This window comes from Mycobacterium sp. 23 (assembly GCF_048287075.1).
GTDB lineage: Bacteria > Actinomycetota > Actinomycetes > Mycobacteriales > Mycobacteriaceae > Mycobacterium > Mycobacterium gordonae_B.
Window position 1 is genome coordinate 5730052 of sequence record NZ_JBLVUX010000005.1, and the last position, 20051, is coordinate 5750102.

At 68.0% G+C, this 20051-nt stretch carries 10 protein-coding genes; 5 read left to right on the plus strand and 5 right to left on the minus strand.

Translation table 11 applies throughout. The features are described 5' to 3' along the window. Positions 1-18: 18 nt before the first annotated feature. Positions 19-1194 carry a YncE family protein gene (locus tag ACNQS7_RS27615; RefSeq protein WP_418015045.1) on the minus strand — a complete coding sequence of 392 codons (1176 nt, stop codon included), beginning with the start codon at positions 1192-1194 and terminating at the stop codon, positions 19-21. Between the two features lie 301 nt (positions 1195-1495). On the opposite strand from ACNQS7_RS27615, the gene ACNQS7_RS27620 reads away from it, so the two are divergent. Next, positions 1496-1636: a hypothetical protein gene (locus tag ACNQS7_RS27620; RefSeq protein ID WP_418015046.1), complete on the plus strand. Its 141-nt coding sequence runs from the start codon at positions 1496-1498 to the stop codon at positions 1634-1636. Between the two features lie 220 nt (positions 1637-1856). Here ACNQS7_RS27620 and ACNQS7_RS27625 read toward each other — a convergent pair whose 3' ends face one another. Next, positions 1857-5621, minus strand: a complete 3765-nt coding sequence (locus ACNQS7_RS27625; RefSeq protein WP_418015047.1) for a multifunctional oxoglutarate decarboxylase/oxoglutarate dehydrogenase thiamine pyrophosphate-binding subunit/dihydrolipoyllysine-residue succinyltransferase subunit — start codon at positions 5619-5621, stop codon at positions 1857-1859. Positions 5622-5814: 193 nt separating this feature from the next. Further along, positions 5815-6561, minus strand: coding sequence for a hypothetical protein (locus ACNQS7_RS27630; protein WP_418015048.1), 747 nt, complete (start codon positions 6559-6561; stop codon positions 5815-5817). A 197-nt stretch (positions 6562-6758) separates the two neighbouring features. On the opposite strand from ACNQS7_RS27630, the gene ACNQS7_RS27635 reads away from it, so the two are divergent. Next, complete coding sequence (locus ACNQS7_RS27635) at positions 6759-8474, plus strand: MFS transporter (RefSeq protein WP_418015049.1); 1716 nt, start codon at positions 6759-6761, stop codon at positions 8472-8474. Here the strand turns inward: ACNQS7_RS27635 and ACNQS7_RS27640 are convergent. Then, entirely contained in the window at positions 8439-11876 is a 3438-nt protein-coding gene (locus tag ACNQS7_RS27640; RefSeq protein WP_418015050.1) for a TM0106 family RecB-like putative nuclease, read from the minus strand. The genes ACNQS7_RS27635 and ACNQS7_RS27640 overlap by 36 nt on opposite strands. Positions 11877-12476: 600 nt before the next feature. Here ACNQS7_RS27640 and ACNQS7_RS27645 point away from each other — a divergent pair. Further along, positions 12477-16469, plus strand: a complete 3993-nt coding sequence (locus ACNQS7_RS27645; protein WP_418015051.1) for a PE domain-containing protein — start codon at positions 12477-12479, stop codon at positions 16467-16469. A gap of 3 nt (positions 16470-16472) precedes the next feature. Here the strand turns inward: ACNQS7_RS27645 and ACNQS7_RS27650 are convergent, their stop codons facing one another. After that, positions 16473-17009: an LppP/LprE family lipoprotein gene (locus ACNQS7_RS27650; RefSeq protein WP_418016174.1), complete on the minus strand. Its 537-nt coding sequence runs from the start codon at positions 17007-17009 to the stop codon at positions 16473-16475. 120 nt (positions 17010-17129) lie between these two features. Between ACNQS7_RS27650 and ACNQS7_RS27655 the strand changes: the two genes are divergently transcribed. Together ACNQS7_RS27655 and ACNQS7_RS27660 are read left to right on the plus strand one after the other, a co-directional pair. Beyond that, positions 17130-18851 carry a DEAD/DEAH box helicase gene (locus ACNQS7_RS27655; protein WP_418015052.1) on the plus strand — a complete coding sequence of 574 codons (1722 nt, stop codon included), beginning with the start codon at positions 17130-17132 and terminating at the stop codon, positions 18849-18851. Beyond that, on the plus strand, positions 18848-19984 hold the full coding sequence (locus tag ACNQS7_RS27660) for an acyltransferase family protein (protein WP_418015053.1): 1137 nt from the start codon (positions 18848-18850) through the stop codon (positions 19982-19984). The genes ACNQS7_RS27655 and ACNQS7_RS27660 overlap by 4 nt, the downstream gene beginning before the upstream one ends. Positions 19985-20051 lie beyond the last annotated feature (67 nt).

Below are 20051 nucleotides of genomic sequence, written 5' to 3' on the forward strand. Positions count from 1 at the left end.
CTCAACGGGGGTACACCACTATCTGGGTTCGATCACCGACACCGTTCCGTCGCCGTAGTTGGCGACGTAGACGGTGTGGGTACTCGGATCCACCGCCAACCCATACGGCATGCTGCCGACTCGCACGGTCGCGGCGACCCTCCGCTTCGACCCGTCGATCACCGATACCGTGCCGTCGCGGTAGTTGGCGACGTAGACGGTGTGGGTGCCCGGATCCACCGCCACCGCGTCCCCGCCCCTGCCGACGTGCACGGTCGCGGTGACGGTGTGCGTGGTCTCGTCGATCAGCGACACCGAGTCGCCGCCCTCGTGGCTGACATAGACGGTGTGGATGCCCGGATCCATCGCCAGCGCGTCCGGGGCCTTGCCGACGTGCACGGTGGCGGTGACCGTGCGGGTGGACGCGTCGATCACCGACACCGTGTCCTCGTCCCGGTTGGCGGCGTAGACGGTGTGGGTGATCGGATCCACCGCGACCCCGTACGGGCCCTTACCGACGGGCACGGTCGCGCTGACCTCGTGCGTCTTCCCGTCGATCACCCGAATACTGTCGTCGTCGAAGATCGCGACGTAGACGGATTGGCTGTCCGGATCTACCGCGAGCGCGACCGGGATTCCGCCGATGTGCACGGTGGCGATGACCGCACGTGTCGACCCGTCGATCACCGATACCGAGTTCTCGAATTCATTGGCGACGTAGACGGTGTGGGTGTTCGGGTCCACTGCAACCGAGCGCGGATCTTTGCCGGCGGGCACGGTGGCCGTGACCCTGTGTGTCGACCCGTCGATCACCGTCACCGTGTCTTCGTGCCAGTTGGTGGCGTAGACCGTGTGGGTGACCGGATCCACCGCTACATCCTTCACGTTCCTGTCGAGGTGCACGGTCGCGGTGACCAGGTAGGCCGGCGGGACCAGATACGGGGGGAACTGACGATGCACGGCGGCAAACACAACGGTCCCGATCACCGTCAGTGCCGCCGCAATGCCCAGGATTCGCGCGAGGGGCGAGCGTTTCCCGGTCCGGCGCAGCGGGTCACGGGCCTGTTGTGCTTGCGGGGCCGGTTCGCGCGCGGGTGGACCGGCTAGCTGGGTGATTGGGTATTCGGTCCACTGGGTGCCGTCCCAGTACCACTGCTCCGAAGTTTCCCCCGAATTCGGATACACGGCAGGTGTCGGCGGTGGTGGTGTAGTCATCAGCCGGGTACCACCGAACTGGACCCACAGCGCCACAAGCCGTTGACGTCAGGCTCGGGCGGGGCGGACAGCGGGCCGCAGTCGTTCGTCCACGTCAGGGCGGCGTGTGCAATGGCGCCAACGCCGGCCGCTGCGTTGGCTACTGCGACGAGCAGTGCGCAAATCATGACGTTGATGTTCGCTGCCCCGCCGGAATCCAGACAGGGTCATTCGACCCCGACTGGCCGAACCGAAGTCCTTGGTCCTGGCCCCGTGTCCGTGCGGCTGCAACAGCACCACCGTCACTCAAACGGTCAACGGCGTGGCCGGGGCTAGTGGTGGTAGTGCCGGGCTGTTCGGCAACGGCGGTGCCGGCGGCGCCGGCGGCCTTGGCGGTGCAGGGTCAACTGCCGGCGCCAGCGACAGTAACGGGGCTACCGGCGGTCCCGGCGGCTCGGGTTAGACAGCCCAGGTCGGGTCCTGGGCCTGGCCGCGAGGGTTAGCGCCGAGCCGCGAGCGTCCTCGAATTGACGCGGAATGCTGCGTGTCGTTGGCAACATGCGCGCGCTCGTGCCAGGGACATTTCGTCGTCAGGCGGGGCCTGCGCCGGCGAGCGCGCGCGTAATGCCGCCCGGCGCGGCGTGTCGCTGTACCGACACGCACGCTCACGGTCGGACGGACCGCTACCCGAACGCGGTGTCGATGATCTCCTGCTGCTCCACCGCGTGCACCTTCGACGACCCCGACGACGGTGCCGACATGGCCCGCCGCGAGATCCGCTTGATCCCGCTGAGCCGCTCCGGCAGCACCTCCGGCAGGGTGAGCCCCAGCGACGGCCAGGCGCCCTGGTTGGCCGGCTCCTCCTGCACCCAGAAGTACTCCTTGGCGTTCTCGTAGCGGCCCAGCGTTTCGTCGAGCCGGCGCCTTGGCAGCGGGGCGAGCTGCTCGACGCGCACGATCGCCACGTCGTCGCGCTTGTCCTTGGCCTTGCGGGCGGCCAGCTCGTAGTAGAGCTTGCCGCTGGTCAGCAGGATTCTGGTGACCTTGCTGCGGTCGCCGTCGCCCTCGTCGTAGGTGGGTTCCTCGATCACCGAGCGGAACTTCATCTCGGTGAACTCCTTGATGTCGCTGACCGCGGCCTTGTTGCGCAGCATCGACTTCGGTGTGAACACGATCAGCGGCCGCTTGACGCCGTCCAGGGCGTGCCGGCGCAGCAGGTGGAAGTAGTTGGCCGGGGTCGACGGCATCGCGATCGTCATCGAACCCTCGGCCCACAGCTGCAGGAACCGCTCGATGCGCCCGGACGTGTGGTCGGGGCCCTGCCCCTCGTGTCCGTGCGGCAGCAGCAGCACCACCGTCGACAGCTGGCCCCACTTGGCCTCACCGGAGCTGATGAACTCGTCGATGATCGACTGGGCGCCATTGACGAAGTCGCCGAATTGCGCCTCCCACAGCACCACGGCGTCCGGGTTGCCCACGGTGTAGCCGTACTCGAAGCCCACCGCGGCGTACTCCGACAGCGGTGAGTCGTAGACCAGGAACTTGCCGCCGGTTGGGGCGCCCGACTTGTCCACCGCCAGCAGCTGCAGCGGAGTGAACTCGGCGCCGGTGCTGCGGTCGATGATCACCGAGTGACGCTGGGAGAACGTGCCGCGGCGGGTGTCCTGCCCCGAGAACCGCACTAGCTTGCCCTCCGCCACCAGCGAACCCAGCGCGAGCAGTTCGCCAAAGGCCCAGTCGATCTTGCCCTCGTAAGCCATCTCGCGGCGCTTGTCCAGCACCGGCTGAACGCGGGCGTGCGTGGTGAATCCCTCCGGCACCGCCTTGAACGCGTCACCGATGCGGGCCAGTAGCGCCTTGTCCACCGAGGTGTCCAGGCCGGCCGGGATCATCTGCAGCGACTCCACCGACTCGCTCGGCTGGGCGCCGTGCTTCTCCAGCTCCTTGACCTCGTTGAAGACCCGCTCCAGCTGCCCCTGGTAGTCACGCAGCGCGTCCTCGGCCTCTTTGAGCGAGATGTCGCCACGACCGATCAGGGCTTCGGTGTAGCTCTTGCGCACGCCGCGCTTGTTGTCGACGACGTCGTACATGTACGGGTTGGTCATCGACGGGTCGTCGCCCTCGTTGTGACCGCGCCGGCGGTAGCAGAGCATGTCGATGATGACGTCTTTGTGGAACCGCTGCCGGAAGTCGACGGCCAGCTGGGCCACCCACACGCACGCCTCCGGGTCGTCGCCGTTGACGTGGAAGATCGGCGCGCCGATCATCTTGGCGACGTCGGTGCAGTACTCGCTGGACCGGGAGTACTCCGGCGCCGTGGTGAAACCGATCTGGTTGTTGACGATGATGTGGATCGTGCCGCCCACCCGGTAGCCGGGCAGGTGCGCCAGGTTCAGCGTCTCGGCCACCACTCCCTGGCCGGCGAACGCCGCGTCGCCGTGCAGCATCATCGGCACCACCGAGAAGGCCTTCTCGCCTTCGCTGTCGGTGTCGCCGTGGTTGAGCAGGTCCTGCTTGGCCCGCACCAGGCCCTCGAGCACCGGGTCGACGGCTTCCAGGTGCGACGGGTTGGCGGTCAGCGACACCTGAATGTCGTTGTCGCCGAACATCTGTAGGTAGACGCCGGTTGCGCCGAGGTGGTACTTCACGTCGCCGGAGCCGTGTGCCTGCGACGGGTTCAGGTTGCCCTCGAACTCGCTGAAGATCTGCGAGTACGGCTTGCCGACGATGTTGGCCAGCACGTTGAGCCGGCCGCGGTGCGGCATGCCGATGACCACCTCGTCCAGCCCGTGTTCGGCACACTGGTCGATCGCGGCGTCCATCATCGGGATGACGCTCTCGGCGCCCTCCAGCGAGAACCGCTTCTGCCCGACGTACTTGGTCTGCAGGAACGTTTCGAACGCCTCGGCGGCGTTCAGCCGGCTCAAGATGTACTTCTGTTGTGCCACAGTCGGTTTGACGTGCTTGGTCTCGACCCGCTCTTCCAGCCAGCGCAATTGCTCGGGGTCGAGGATGTGGGTGTACTCCACGCCGATGTGGCGGCAGTACGCGTCGCGCAGCAGGCCCAGCACGTCGCGCAGTTTCTTGTACTCCGCGCCGGCGAACCCGCTGACCTTGAACACCCGGTCCAGGTCCCACAGGGTCAGGCCGTGGGTCAGCACCTCTAGGTCGGGGTGGCTGCGGAAACGGGTCTTGTCCAGCCGCAGCGGGTCGGTGTCGGCCATCAGGTGCCCGCGGTTGCGGTACGCCGCGATCAGGTTCATCACTCGGGCGTTCTTGTCGACGATCGAGTCCGGGTTGTCGGTGCTCCAGCGCACCGGCAGGTACGGGATGCTCAGCTCGTGGAAGATCTCGTCCCAGAAGTCGTCCGAGAGCAGCATCTGGTGGATGGTCCGCAGGAAGTCGCCGGATTCGGCGCCCTGGATGATGCGGTGGTCATAGGTTGAGGTCAGGGTGATCAGCTTGCCGATCCCCAGTTCGGCGATGCGTTCCTCACTGGCGCCCTGGAACTCGGCGGGGTATTCCATGGCGCCGACGCCGATGATGGCGCCCTGGCCGGCCATCAGCCGCGGCACCGAGTGCACGGTGCCGATGGTGCCGGGGTTGGTCAGCGAAATCGTCACGCCGCCGAAGTCTTCGGCTGTCAGCTTGCCGTCGCGCGCCCGGCGCACGATGTCTTCGTAGGCCGAGACGAACTCCGCGAAGCGCAGTTCCTCACAGCGCTTGATGCCGGCCACCACCAGCGAGCGCTTGCCGCCCGCGCCCTGGAGGTCGATCGCCAGGCCCAGGTTGGTGTGCGCCGGCGTGACGGCATTCGGCTTGCCGTCGACCTCGGTGTAGTGGCGGTTCATGTTGGGGAACTGCTTGACCGCCTGCACCAACGCGTAGCCCAGCAGGTGGGTGAACGAGATCTTGCCGCCGCGGGTCCGCTTCAACTGGTTGTTGATGACGATCCGGTTGTCGATCAGCAGCTTGGCCGGGATAGCGCGCACGCTGGTCGCCGTCGGCACGTCCAGCGACGCCGACATGTTCTTGACCACGGCCGCCGCGGCGCCACGCAACACCTGCACCTCGTCGCCTTCGGCGGGCGGGGGAGGAGCGGCTTTCGGCGTCGCCGGTGCGGGCGCCGGTGCGCCGTTGCCGGCAGCGCCGGCGGCGGTGGATTTGGCCGGTTTGACGGGCTCCGGCGCGGGTTTGGCCGGCGCGGCCGGTTGGGTCTCCGCGGCCTTGGATGCGGCGGGCTTGGCCTCGGCGGGCTTGGCCTCGGCGGGCTTGGCCTTGGTGGCTGCGGGCCCGTCCTGGCTCGTCTCGCCCGAGGACTCCGGGTTGTAGTCGACCAGGAACTCGTGCCAGCTCTCGTCGACCGAGGAGGGGTCGTCGCGGAACTTGCGGTACATCTCTTCGACCAGCCACTCGTTTTGCCCGAATGGAGAACTTATGTTGGCCACGGCCGCTGTTCGCCTCAATTCTTGTGTCCTGCAAGCGTTTTGGCGAACGCCTGCGACTCCTGGCGCCCCGGGTGGCGGGGCGCCTCACACCCCTCGGTGGTCGGTGAAGGGTACCGACCGTTTCTGACCCATAAAGGCTAGCGCTTCGCCCGCGATCCGCGAGAGAGACCAAGCGCTTTAGCCGGCATCCGCGTCAGCTGGCATCCCGGACCGGCGGCAGCACGTGCAGGGTCACCGGCCACCGCTCCGGCGCCGGGCCGAAGGCCGAGCGGGAGTTGCGGACCAGCTTCTTACCCACCATCCGGTTACCGATGGCGCCGATGATCGCACCGATGCCGACAGGTAGCAGCTTGCCGAACATCAGGGCGCCGCGCTTGAGGGCGAACCTCTTGACGAAGCGCTTGAGCAGGCTGTTGTTCAGCTTCGACACCGCGGGCAACGGCAGCGAGGCCATGCTCTCGGACACCCACCCGCCGCTGGTCCGGCCGCCGCCGATCACCTGCGCCAGGTCGGCCTTGCTGTTGTCTCCGACCAGCACCGCCAGCACCAGGGCGCGACGCCGCTCCCGGTGGTCGAGGGGGATGCCGTACACCGACGCGAGCGCGAGCACCAGCAGGGCCGTGGCTTCCAGGAACACCGCGGTTTCGCCGGCGGCCGCCGACAGCGCGGCGATCGTTCCGATGCCGGGCAACGTCGCGGCAGCGCCCACCGCCGCGCCGCTCGCCGTCACCGCGGCGACGAAGCGTTTCTCCAGCTTGGTGACGATCTCGGCCGGGCCGGCGCCCGGGTGCGCCCGGCGCAGACGCGCCACATAGGCCTCGGCGGCCGGGCCCTGGATGCGCGAGCTACGTTCGATGATCTGTGCCAATGCCCGGCTGGATGCCTTAGGTTTGCCGGCGGGCTGCTGGTCGGGTACCGACTTGCTTCGTCGAGCGCTCATAGTGCCTCTCTTCGGGACGGCGTCTCTTCAGGCTAACGCGCGTCCAGCAAGATGAGTGCCGGGCAGAAGGCTTCACACAATCCCGCGGTCGGGTCTGTGTTCCGTCCCGGCCGAAGAGCGCCGCGGGGAACGGAGCAGGAATAATGCGGGCTGGACTTCACGTGACCCCACACGGGAGCCGAAACGAGGTGCGATAGATGAGCACGGCGACGAGCCGGGTGGCCGGGGACAGCGTCTCCGGGAACCCTTGGGCCGCGCTGTGGGCGATGATGCTCGGGTTCTTCATGATCATGCTGGACTCGACGATCGTGGCGGTGGCCAATCCGACGATCATGACCGCGCTGAACATCGGGTACGCCACAGTGGTGTGGGTGACCAGCGCCTACCTGCTCGGTTACGCGGTGGTGCTGCTGGTCGCCGGCCGGCTCGGCGACAGGTTCGGCCCCAAGAACCTTTACGTGATCGGCCTGGTGGTCTTTACCTTCGCGTCGGTGTGGTGCGGGCTTTCCGGCAGTGCCGCCATGTTGATCGCGGCCCGCGTCGTCCAGGGCGTGGGCGCCGGACTGCTCACCCCGCAGACGCTGTCGATGCTCACCCGGATCTTCCCGGCCAACCATCGCGGCTCCGCGATGAGCATGTGGGGCGCCACCGCCGGCGTCGCCAGCCTGGTCGGCCCGCTCGCCGGGGGAACGCTGGTAGACGGCCTGGGCTGGCAATGGATCTTCTTCGTCAATGTGCCGGTCGGCGTCATCGGGCTAGCGCTGGCGATCTGGCTGATTCCCGCTCTGCCGGTTCGCACCCAGGGATTCGACCCGATCGGCGTCGCGCTGTCCGGCGTGGGGATGTTCCTGCTGGTGTTCGGTCTGCAGGAAGGTGAAACGGCGCACTGGAAGCCGTGGATCTGGGCCGTGTTGGTCGCGGGTGCCGGGTTCATGTCTGCGTTCGTCTATTGGCAGTCGATCAACCGGCGCGCGCCGCTGGTTCCGCTGAACATGTTCGCTGACCGCGACTTCAGCCTGTGCAACATCGGAGTGGCGATCATTTCGTTCGCGTCGACGGCGATGATGCTGCCGCTGACCTTTTACGCCCAATCGGTGTGCGGGCTGTCGCCGACGCGTTCGGCCCTGCTGATCGCGCCGGTGGCCGTCAGTAGCGGCCTGCTCGCCCCGCTCGTCGGGCTGATCATCGACAAGGTCCATCCGGTGCCGCTGCTGGGTTTCGGCTTCTCGGCGCTGGCGATCTCGATGACGTGGCTGGCGATGGAGTTGGAGCCCGGCACTCCCGTCTGGCGGCTGGTCCTGCCGTTCCTGGGGCTGGGAGTGGGGATGGCCTTCGTCTGGTCGCCGCTGGCAGCCACCGCGACCCGCAACCTGCCCACCGAGCAGTCCGGCGCCGGCTCGGGCGTCTACAACGCCACCCGTCAACTCGGGGCGGTGCTGGGGAGCGCGGGCATGGCCGCGTTCATGACGTGGCGTATCGGCGCCGAGGTGCCGGGCGGTGCCGCGGCGCCCACCGGGAACGACGCGGCCCTGCAGCTGCCCGCGTTTATGAGGGAGCCCTTCTCGGCGGCGATGTCGCAGTCGATGCTGCTGCCGGCGTTCATCGCGCTGTTCGGGATCGTTGCGTCCCTGTTCCTGGTCGGCGCGGTGGGTTCGGCCCTGAGCCGACGTGACGTCGACGACTTGGCCGGCTACGCGCTGGCGGACGATGAACCGGAAGACGACCCGGAAAACGATGACGACGGTTACGTCGAATACATCCTGCGCCGGGAACCGGACTCTGCCTACGACGTCAACACCCAGCCAGTGGTTTCTCTGACCCGGCGCAACGGTGCTCCCAGGGTCGCCGTGCGCCGGGTCGCGGAGCTCTCGCGCCAGTCAGATCCCGACGACCCGGTCTCCGGTCGACTCTGACGGCCCCTCGGTGAGGGCCAGGAAGGCGCCCAGATCCACCAGGCCGGCCGGGTTAGCCGGCAGGTACTGCGTGAGCGACTCCGATCGGACGATAACGGCTGCGTACTGAGCTCTGCTGATGGCGACGTTGAGTCGGTTGCGGTTGAGCAGGAACGAGATACCGCGTGGGACTTCGTCAATCGATGACGCAGTCATGGAGATGAAGACGACCGGGGCCTGCCCACCCTGGAACTTGTCGACGGTGCCGACCCGGACCCCGGGCAGGCCGGCATCGGAGAGCCGCTGACGGATCATGGCCACCTGGGCGTTGTACGGCGCCAGCACCAGCACATCCGGGGCGGCCAGCGGCCGGGTGCCGCGCTCGTCGGTCCACGCCTGGCCGAGCATGCGCCAGATCTCGTCGACGATGGCGACGGCCTCTTCGGCGCTGTCGATCGAATTGCCTTGATGGCGAACGGGAAGCACGTGCACGCCCGGATCGCGGCCGGCCAGGCGACGGGCAGTGGTGACCTCGGCGTGTGACCGCAGCCGACCCTCATAAGACAGCGCCGAGACGGCCGCACACACCTCCGGATGCATCCGGTAGGACAGGTCCAGGAAGTACCCGCGCTCGTCAGGCAGCGTCTGCTGTCCGTCGACCAGCCATTCCAGCGCCGAGATGTCGACCTGTTCCGGGTGGGTCCCCTGGCTGACCTGCGGCAGTTGCTGGGGATCCCCGAGCAGCAACAGGTTGGTGGCCGACGGTGCTACCGCGATGGTGTTGGCCAGACAGAATTGCCCCGCCTCATCGATCACCAGCAGGTCCAGGCAGCTCGGGGGTACTCGCTGGGCATTCGCGAAATCCCAAGCAGTACCGCCGATTACGCAGCCCGCATGGTCGGCGATGAACGCCGGGTATTGGTGCGCGTCGATCTCCTGCCACCGTGCGCCGGTGTTGCCTTTCTTGGCAACGAGAGCCGGATCCAGGCCGGCTGCGATCACGCATTCCAAGACGTTCTCCACCGCCGCATGCGATTGCGCGACCACGCCGATGCGCCAACAATATTCGGTGACCAGTGTCCTGATCACCCGGGCGGCCGTGTGCGTCTTGCCGGTCCCGGGTGGTCCGTGGACCGCGAGGTAGGACGAATCGAGGCTCAGCGTGGCGACGGTGATGTCGGCGACGGTGTCGTCGGTGCGCGGCAACGGCGTAGCGCCGTGGGTGCGTGGTGGGCGCCGCAGCAGGAGGTCGATCAACGCGGTGCGAGGCAGGTCCGGCAAACCGGTTGCCACGGCTTGTGCCGTCGTCGCGATGGACTCGCGCAGCGCGGTCGTCTTCACCGGCGGGCCCGGCGTCAGCGCGAACGGCAACTGGTGAAAGATGTTGCCGTCCTTGCCGGTTCGTTCGAGGATGGTCACCACGGCAGGCAGGCTCGGGTCGTCGATCCCGACGACTTCGGCCCGGCCGGCACCGCGGCGGTCGGGATCCTCGGCCATGCCGGTCGGAGCGGGCGGTTCGTAGAGCGCGAACACTTCCGTGTTGAGGTCGCCGCGGGCCAGTTCCCCGTTGAGTTGCACCCGGCGCTGCGGCTTGCGGGCGCGCGGCGGCGTGTGCCAGTCGGTGACGACGGTTGCGGAGTCGACGACGAAAACGTCTGTGTTATCCGACCATTCGTCGAGGGGATAGTTCAGCCGGTCGAAGTGCGACCACCAGAACGGCTTGTCCTCGCGTTGGTGATATCCGCGGGCAGCGGCCACCAGGGCGACGGCTCCCTGTTCGGGAGTGCGGTCACCGGCGGCGGCGTCGCCGGTGAACGTCGCCAGTGTCGTCGCGAGCTGATCGTGGTCCTTGATGGTGTCGCGCTCGGGGACGGGCTGAACACCGATCGGCGTGACGCCGGATTCCCAGGCCAGAATCAGCAACCAGTCCCGCAGCTTGCGGGTGGACAGGCAGTCGTAGTGGTTGTACTCCTCGATTTCCTTGAGCACCGTCGCCGCTTCGTCCGCGCGGCCCGCGGCCAACAGTTCGCAGTACCGCGCATAGGAGGTGATGGAGTCGGTGGCGGTGGTGACGTCGCCCGAACGCAACTGGGTGCCCATGTACAGCGGCTCCAGCGCCTTGAGGCTCAGACTTTCGGCACCCACGCGAATGCTTTTGCGCACCAGCGGATAAAGGTCCACTAATACCCCGTTGCGCAACAGGTCGTCGACCTCGCCCTCGCCGACGCCGTAGCGACCCGCGAGCCGCAGCAACGCCGTCTTCTCGTAGGCCGCGTAGTGGTAGATGTGCATGTTCGGGTAGCGCTTGCGGCGCTTGGCCACCAGGGTCAGAAATTGCTTGAGCGCCGCCCGCTCGTCGATGCGGTTATGCGCCCACAGCGGACGGAATTTCCCCGCCGGGCCCGTTTCCAGGACGCCGAACAGATATTCCAGCCCCCATTGGCGACCGTCGGCGGTCCACAATGGGTCGCCTTCGAAATCGAAGAACAAGTCGCCCGGGTTCGGTTCGGGCAGCAGCGCCAGCGGCTGCGGATCGGCCACCTCGTACTGCGCGGTGCCGCTATCGCGTTGGCGTAACTGCAGTTTCGCCTGCGCGGTCAGCCGGCCCAATATTTGGGTGCCCAGGCCGGGCACCGGCCGGCTGCGGCCGGCCAGGTCGCCGATGGTGCCGACACCGGCGCCAATCAGCTTCTCGCGCTGGCTGACTCGCATACCGGCGACCAGCAGCAGGTCGTCGCGGGCGCGCAACTGTTCGATACATAGCGGGCATCGGAAGCACGCCTGCACCCCGGTGTCCTCCCAGCGCACGGCACGGGCTGAGGCGTAATGCTCGTCCAGCAGCTTCTGCAGCTGCGCGCGCTGGGTCCGGTAGACCGGCATCAGGTCGCTGAGCCGGTAGCGCACGACCGTGCCGTCGCCGAGTTCCAGTTCGGCGTCCGGGGTGATGGGCACGCCCGCCGCCGTCAGCGCGTCGGCGTATGCCGCCAGTTGCAGCAGCGCGGTGACCTTCGGTGAGCGCGCCAGCTTGGTGTCCGTGACCCGGTACCGGCCGCCGTCGCGGATCAGGAAATCGGCGAAACCGACGAACCGGCCGTCGAACATGGCTGCCTGGTAGACCACCGGGGCGCCGGCGGCGATGGCGCGCCGCGTGGCGTCGGCTGCGGCCGTCAGGCCCGCGTGGGTATAGGCGGGACGGCCGATGACAGCGATCTCGTCTCCGAACTGACCGCGCAGCCGGTCCAGCCTGCGCCGCTCGTGGTCGTCACCGAGAGTGGCTGTGCGCTGCAGCAATTCGTCTTCGACGGACACCGCTGGACCACGCCGTAATTTGGCGTCGAAATCCCGTAGCAGGGCGTACTCGCACCGCGCGGCGGACGCGAGATCCGAAGCGCTGTAGAGGATGTTGCCGTCGGTGACGAACACACCTGTAACGGTAGGCGAGGGGTGTGACATGACAGCGACCGCCGGGCCGGTGGGCGGGGGTCGATGATCCACCGCGTCCCTCTTGGGCGCGGTAATTTCCCTAATTGTTAATTCAAATTGTTGATCATTAAATGCGCAAATTTATCCGCTGAACGAAGTCTTCCGGCGAGTTGGAAAATATGGCGGTGCGGTGCCGCCCATTGGCAGTCGCGTGACAAAGCTGCGTGACCTGCATGACAACTTGGGCACCCCACCACCCGCCTCGGCGGGCGTCTCCTTTGTCCACAGCGCGGAACGCGGACGGTGTGCTCGTCCGTCGTTGACGATGACGCAAATTTCGCGCTGGCCCGGTTGATTAATTAAGCAAGATTAATAGTTAAGTTAAGTGGCTTTAAATATTCGTCTGTCTAATTTTCCGTAGCGTGAATTATTGGCCGACGGGTTCGATCGGAAAAGGCCGTGAGCGACCGGATTTAGCGCTCCAAAATTGATTCAGTAAAGTTTGTAGAAATTCCTGGGAAACTCATGATTTCGCGCGTAATGTTCCCGAACCTAGTGGGGATTCAGAGATTTCTCTGAAGTCGGGTGAGGGGGCCTCATATGTCGTCTTTTGTGTTCGCTGTTCCGGCTGAACTGGCTGCGGCGTCTACGAATCTGGCCGGTCTCGGATCATCGATCCGCGCAGCGAATGCGGCCGCTGCCGGCGCCACGACGCAGCTGATGGTCGCTGCCGAGGACGAGATCTCTTCGGCCATTGCGACTTTGTTCGGCGGCCATGGTCAGGAATACCAGTTGTTGAGCTCCCAGGTCGCGGCCTACCACGACCAGTTCGTGCGCGCGCTGAGCTCGGGCGGGTTGATGTACGGGGCGGCCGACGCTGCGGCCGCTTCGCCGCTGCAGACACTGGAGCAGAACATCCTGGGGCTGATCAACGCGCCCACCAACACTTTCCTGGGACGCCCCCTGATCGGTGACGGCGCCAACGGCGCGGCTGGGACCGGCCAGGCGGGTGGAGCGGGCGGGATCCTCTGGGGCAACGGCGGTAGCGGCGGGTCCGGGACGACCGGCGGCGGCGCCGGTGGCGCCGGCGGTGATGCCGGCCTGTTCGGCAATGGCGGTGCCGGCGGGGCTGGCGGGATGGGTGCCGCTGGTGCGACCGGTGGTGTTGGTGGTCATGGTGGCGCCGGCGGCTGGTTAGGCGGCTTCGGCGGGGCAGGCGGTGCCGGCGGCGTCGGTGGCGTCGGCGGGCCCACATTCGCCGGCGGCGGCGGCGGGACAGGTGGCGTGGGCGGTACCAGCCGGGCGCTGTTCGGCTGGGCCGGCGGACAGGGCGGCGTCGGCGGAACCGGCGGAACGGGTTACACCGGCGCCGACGCGCTGATCGCCGGCGCAACCGGCGAAGCCGGCGGCAACGCAGGAGTTGGCGGTACCGGCGGTGCGGGGGGCAGCAGCTGGGGAATGCTGTCTACTGCCGGAGCCGGTGGCGCGGGCGGCAGCGGCGGTATGGGCGGCGCCGGTGGTACCGGGGGCGCTGGAGTCGGCATGGCCGGCGGTACCGGCGGCCATGCCGGGGCCGGCGGTGACGCGGGCGTCGGTGGCGTGGGTGGCTCCGCGGGTCTCTTCGGCACGGACGGCGCTGCTGGTGTTGCGGGAGTGGGCGGCACCGGCGGCACAGGTGGGGCAGGGGGTGCCGGTCAGCCGGCCGCCCTAGCGGGCCCGGGCACCGCCGGCGGTAACGGCGGCACCGGCGGCACGGGTGGCCACGGCATCAACGGCACGGGCGGCGGCGCCGGCGGCACGGGTGGCGTCGGCGGCAAGGGCGGCGCCGGCAACGGCGTCGTCGGCGCATTCGCGCAGGCCGGCGGCGGCGGGGGCACCGGCGGCACGGGCGGTGTCGGAACCGACGGCGGCGTGTTCGGCGCCGGCGGCAAGGGCGGCGAGGGCGGCGGCGGCTTCGCCGTCGGCGTCGGCGCGACCGCAGGTGCCGGCGGCACCGGTGGGACGGGAGCTGCAGGCACTGCCACGCAGGCTGGCTACGGCGGTGGTGGCGGTGGTGGGGGCGGCGGCGCCCTGATCCAGCAAACCAACGGCGGCAGCGTCCTCGGCACCGCCCATGGCGGCCAGGGCGGGGTCGGTGGGGCCGGCACAAGCACCGCGGCCGGTGGCGTCGGCGGTACCGGCGGTGCGGGCACGGTGTCTGCTGACGGAGCGGGCAGCACTGTGTCCGCCAACAGCGGTGCGTACGGCGGCGCTGGCGGAGCCGGCGGGGTCAGCGGTGGTGTGGGTGGTGTGGGTGGTGACGCCAATATGGTGGCCAACCTGGGTGGGTCGGTTCTGGATGCGTCGGCGACCGGTGGTGCTGGTGGTGGGGGTGTCAATGGTGGTGTGGGTGGCCATGGTGGTGCTTCGGAGGTCAGTGCCGGTTTGCAGGGTGGTGCTGGCGGTAGCGCGTCGGGTGAGGGCCTGGGTGGTCAGGGTGGCAACGCTGATGGCGTGGGCAGTGTCGGTGGTAACGGGGGCCAGGGCAATATTCAGGGTGGCTTCGTGCGGCCGGGTATCGGTGGTGATGGTGGGGCGGCCAGCGGGTTTGGCACCGGTGGTGGCGGTGGTGATGCGACCGGTGGGGGTACCGGTGGCAATGGTGGTATCGGCAGTGTGGTGGCCGGGGGTCTGGGTGCGGTGGCCGATGGCAGCGGTTTAGGTGGGGACGGTGGTGATGGTCTGCTCGGTGGTGTCGGTGGTAACGGCAGCAGTGGTCAGGTTGGTGCCTTCAACGCCGGGGCGTACGCCGGCGGTACAGGTCAAAGCGGTGATGGTGGCACTGGCACCGGTGTGGGTAGCCACGGCGGTAACGGCACCATCGGCAATATTCAGGCGTTCGGTCAGAACAGTCAGGCCAGCGGCACGGCCACGGGCGGCAATGGTGGTGCGGGTACCTCCGGTGGCACCGGTGGGTCGGGTGGTCAGGGCCGGATCGTGGCCAATGCGACGGGCAGTATCGCCACTGACAGCACCGCGACCGGTGGCGTCGGCGGCGACTCGAGCAGTGGTGTGGGCGCGTTGGGTGGTCAGGGTTATGTGTTCTCCGGGACGTTCGGTGATCCCGGTAGTGGTGGTGTGATCACCGGCAGCACCGCGATCGGTGGTGATTCCACGGCGGGTGTTTCCGGTGGCACGGGTCAGGTGCTGGCGGTCAATGGCACGGTGATCGACAGCACTGCGGTCGCCGGTGACGCGGTGGCCGGTCAGATCGGAACGGCCGCCACGGTGAGTGCCACCAACGGGGGCACCATCTCGGCAAGCGGCGCGACCGGTGGGCACAACAGCACTACCGCGATGGGCGGCAACGCCAGCATCACCGCCGACGGCGTGGGCAGCACCGTCGCCGGCAGTACCGCCCAGGGCGGCAACGCCGGACTCGGCACCAACGGCGGCACCGGCGGCGGTGGCGGCGCCGCCGACGTCGTCGCCGATAACGGCGGTGTGGTGGCTGGTGGTCACGCGATCGGTGGTGACGGCGGCAACGGAGACACCGGTGGCGCAGGTGGTGCAGGTGGCTACGGCGATGTGCAGGCTATCGCTGCCGGCAGTAACGCCGCCGGCACGGGTCACGGCGGAGACGGCGGCAATGCCACCGAAGGCGGCACCGGCGGTACCGGCGGGGAGGGTGCCATCTACGCCTACGGCGCGAACGGTCATGCAAGCGGCATTGGCCTTGGTGGCGCGGGCGGCGACGGCCTCAACGGCGGCGTCGGCGGTAACGGCGGCATAGGTGACACCAACGCCTACGTGAACGGTGTCGCCGACGGACTCGGCAAGGGCGGTGCCGGAGGCAGCGGCACCGGTGTCGGCAGCGTCGGCGGCAACGGAAGCTCCGGCGAGATCCAGGCCGGCTACATCGGCCAAACCGGTGGCCACGCAACCGGATCCGCCTATGGCGGCGACGGTGGCAACGCCACCGGCGGCGGCCACGGCGGCCAGGGCAACTATGCGGTGGTGCTGTCCACCGGCAACGGAACTGCTGACGGCACCGCCTTCGGCGGCGACGGCGGCGCGGCCACCGCCACCGGTGCGACCGGCGGCCGCGGCGGCGGCGCCCAGGTCACCGGCGTGGACAACACGATCGTCAGCGGTACCGCGACCGCCGGGAACGGCGGCATCGGCTACGGCGGCAACGGTGGTGACGGCGGTGACGGGTGGACTTCGGTCAACGTCGACGCCGCTGACCCCACCGGACAGGTCATCAACGGCACGGCAATCGGCGGCGCCGGCGGCGACGGCGGCCACAACAATGGGCTGGCCAGGGGCGGCGACGGTGGTCACGGCGGTTGGGGCAAGGTCTATGCCGACAGCGGCGGCACTTCCACCAACACCACCGCCCACGGTGGCGACGGCGGTGCAGGCGGCGACGCTGGCACCTACGTGGACGCCCTGCAGCCGGGCACCGGTGGCATCGGCGGACTCGGCGGCGAGTCCACCCCGACGAACACCGCCGGCGGCGCTTACGTCGCCCAGGCGGGTGGTCCCGGTGGTCCCGGCGGTGCCGACGGTTCGATTGGAACGCCTGGCAGCGACGCTCCTAACATTCCCTAGCGCTTAGCGGCCAGGCCCATTACCGATGATCTCCACCCCGCTGCCGTTCCAGCGGAACTTCACCGTGGCGGGCAGACCGACCCCGCTGGTGTAGGTCAGCGCAACGGTGTCCCCGGTGCTCTGCGCCGCGTCAACCCCGTTGAAGCCGTAGGTGTCCGGCACGCCCTGCGGGATGAACTTGCCCAGGTGGAACAGCACCGCACGGGTGGTCGGATTGTCCACGTTGGTGTTGGCCTTGATGATCACCGCGGACAGCTGCGCGCACTCGTTGTAGTTGCCGCCCAGCGGTTCTGGGTTCCAGGGTTGCTGACTGCGCGGGTCGCGGGGCAACTCCGAGACGACTTTGGCGATGGTGGGTGAACCGAGATTGACCGCGCACGGGTCCGGTGGCGGCTCGCTGGTCGCGGGCGGGGCCGCCGTGCCCGGTGGCGGGTTCGCGGGCCCCGCCGTCATCGCCGCCGACGTCGGTTTGGTGGCCTGCGGCGTCTTGGCGACCGTGGAGTCCCCCGACCCGCATCCGGCCAGTGTCGCCACTGCCATCGTGGCAGCCGTCAGTGCCGCTGCAAGGTGGGTCCGCACACCGGGCACCGTACCGTCATCGCGCTCAGGGGTGCGGCAGGCATGGCCGCCCGGGCGGCACACTCTAGACTTCATCTCCTGATGGCAATCCCGGACAATCCCACTGAAGCACCCGTCACGACGTTCGCCGACCTGCAGATTCATCCCGATGTCGTGCGTGCGATCGCTGCCGTGGGCTACGAATCCCCGACCGGGATCCAGGAGGCGACGATTCCGGCGCTGATGGCCGGTTCGGACGTGGTGGGCCTGGCCCAGACCGGCACCGGCAAGACGGCGGCTTTCGCGCTGCCGATCCTGTCCAAAATCGACACCAGCAGCAAAGCTACCCAGGCGCTGGTGCTGGCCCCGACCCGCGAACTGGCCCTGCAGGTGGCCGAGGCGTTCAGCCGCTACGGCGCTCAGCTGCGCCAGCTCAATGTCTTGCCGATCTACGGCGGAGCCTCCTACGGAGTACAGCTGGCCGGCCTCAGGCGCGGTGCCCAGGTCGTGGTCGGCACTCCGGGCCGCGTCATCGACCATCTGGAACGCGGCACGCTGGACTTGTCGCGAGTGGACTACCTGGTGCTCGACGAGGCCGACGAGATGCTGACCATGGGCTTCGCCGAAGAGGTCGACCGCATCCTGTCCGAGACGCCGGAATACAAACAGGTGGCGCTGTTCTCGGCCACCATGCCACCGGCCATCCGCAAGATCACCGCCAAATATCTGCACGATCCGCTGGAAGTCACCTCCAAAGCGAAAACCGCGACCGCTGAGAACATTTCGCAGCGCTACATCCAGGTGGCGGGCCCGCGCAAGATGGATGCCCTGACGCGGGTGCTCGAGGTCGAGCCGTTCGAGGCGATGATCGTCTTCGTGCGCACCAAGCAGGCCACCGAGGAGGTGGCCGAAAGGCTGCGCGCCCGAGGCTTTTCCGCGGCGGCCATCAACGGGGACATCCCGCAAGGGCAGCGGGAGAGAACGATCGCCGCACTCAAAGACGGAAGCATTGACATCCTGGTGGCCACCGACGTCGCCGCCCGCGGGCTGGATGTGGAGCGCATCTCGCACGTGCTCAACTACGACATTCCCCACGACACCGAGTCCTACGTACACCGCATCGGGCGCACCGGCCGCGCCGGGCGGTCCGGCAGCGCGCTGTTGTTCGTCTCGCCCCGGGAGCGCCACCTGCTCAAGGCGATTGAAAAGGCCACGCGGCAAACGCTTGTCGAGGCCGAACTGCCGACCGTGGAGGACGTCAACGCGCAGCGGGTCGCTAAGTTCGCCGACTCGATCACCGACGCACTCGGCAGCCAGGGCATCGAGCTGTTCCGCCGGCTGGTGGAGGACTACGAACGCGAGCACGACGTGCCGATGGCCGACATCGCCGCAGCGCTGGCGTTGCAATCTCGCGACGGTGAGGCTTTCCTGCTGGCACCGGATCCGCCGCCGGAGCGGCGCAAAGAACGCAAGGAACGCGACGAGAACCGCGAGCGCCCGGAAAGGCCAAGACAGACAAAGCCTTTCACCACATACCGAATTGACGTGGGTAAGCGGCACCGCATCGGCCCGGGTGCGATCGTCGGCGCGATCGCCAACGAGGGGGGTCTGCACCGCAGCGATTTCGGTCATATCGCGATCGGTCCGGACTTCTCCATGGTGGAACTCCCGGCCAAGCTACCCCGGGCGGTGCTGAAAAAGCTTGAGCAGACCCGTATCTCAGGGGTGCTGATCAATCTCCGCCCGGACCGGCGCTCGGACAACACTCGCACACCCAGGAAACCCCCCGGCCAGGGCAAGCCGGCCCGGAAGCGCGACGCATGACGGTGTCGGAAGCCGAGGACGCCCAGGGCGGTCTCGAGCAGACTGCTGGCGTCGACCGGGTGGCGTCGCTGACCGGTGTCCGTGCCGTCGCGGCGTTGCTGGTGGTGGGCACCCACGCCGCCTACACCACCGGTAAATACACCCACGGCTACTGGGGTCTGGTCGGTGCGCGGATGGAAATCGGCGTACCGATGTTCTTCGTCCTGTCCGGATTCCTGCTGTTCCGGCCCTGGGTGAAATCGGCCGCCACCGGCAGTCCGTGGCCGTCGGTGCGTCGTTATGCGCGTAACCGGGTGCGGCGCATCATGCCGGCCTACGTCGTCACCGTCCTAATCGCCTATGTGCTCTACCACTACCGCGAGGCGGGACCGAATCCCGGGCACAGCTGGTTGGGCCTGACCCGAAACCTCACGCTCACACAGATTTACACCGACGGCTACCTCGGCAAGTACCTGCATCAGGGCCTGACCCAGATGTGGAGCCTGGCGGTCGAGGCGGCCTTCTATGTGACGCTGCCGCTGCTGGCCTACCTGCTGCTGGTGCTGCTCTGCCGGCGACGGTGGCAACCCAAGCTGGTTCTCGCGGCGCTGGCGGCGTTGACTCTGATCAGCCCGGGCTGGCTGGTGCTGGTGCACATCGACCGGTTCTTCCCCGACGGCGCGCGGCTGTGGCTACCCACGTACCTGGCCTGGTTCCTGGGCGGCATGATGCTGACGGTGCTGCAGCAGATGGGGGTGCGCTGCTACGCATTCGTGGCCATCCCGCTCGCGGTGATCTGCTACTTCATCGTCTCCACTCCGATCGCCGGCGCGCCCACCACCTCGCCGGCCTCGTTGCCGGAAGCGCTGTGGAAGACCGGTTTCTACGCCGTCATCGCCACGCTTGCGGTGGCGCCACTGGCCCTTGGCGATCAGGGCTGGTATTCGCGGGCGCTGGCCAGCCGGCCGATGGTCTGGCTCGGCGAGATCTCCTACGAGATCTTCCTGATCCACCTGATCACAATGGAATTCGCGATGGTCTACATCGTGCGGGCACATGTGTACACCGGCCCGATGCTGAACCTGTTCATCGCCACCATGGTGGTGACCATCCCGCTGGCCTGGCTGCTGCACCGTTTCACCCGGGTTCGATAGGTCTGCCGCAGCGAAATCTCGGTATTTTCACTGTCTTTCGTGTTCCGGCTAAGCCCCGTATCAGACA

What these genes read in the sequence shown, in the direction of transcription:
- ACNQS7_RS27635 (WP_418015049.1), top strand. Translation starts at nt 6,759, where the DNA reads ATGAGCACGGCGACGAGCCGGGTGGCCGGGGACAGCGTCTCCGGGAAC.
- ACNQS7_RS27660 (WP_418015053.1), top strand. Translation starts at nt 18,848, where the DNA reads ATGACGGTGTCGGAAGCCGAGGACGCCCAGGGCGGTCTCGAGCAGACT.
- ACNQS7_RS27630 (WP_418015048.1), bottom strand. Translation starts at nt 6,561, where the DNA reads ATGAGCGCTCGACGAAGCAAGTCGGTACCCGACCAGCAGCCCGCCGGC.
- ACNQS7_RS27655 (WP_418015052.1), top strand. Translation starts at nt 17,130, where the DNA reads ATGGCAATCCCGGACAATCCCACTGAAGCACCCGTCACGACGTTCGCC.
- ACNQS7_RS27615 (WP_418015045.1), bottom strand. Translation starts at nt 1,194, where the DNA reads ATGACTACACCACCACCGCCGACACCTGCCGTGTATCCGAATTCGGGG.
- ACNQS7_RS27645 (WP_418015051.1), top strand. Translation starts at nt 12,477, where the DNA reads ATGTCGTCTTTTGTGTTCGCTGTTCCGGCTGAACTGGCTGCGGCGTCT.
- ACNQS7_RS27650 (WP_418016174.1), bottom strand. Translation starts at nt 17,009, where the DNA reads ATGGCAGTGGCGACACTGGCCGGATGCGGGTCGGGGGACTCCACGGTC.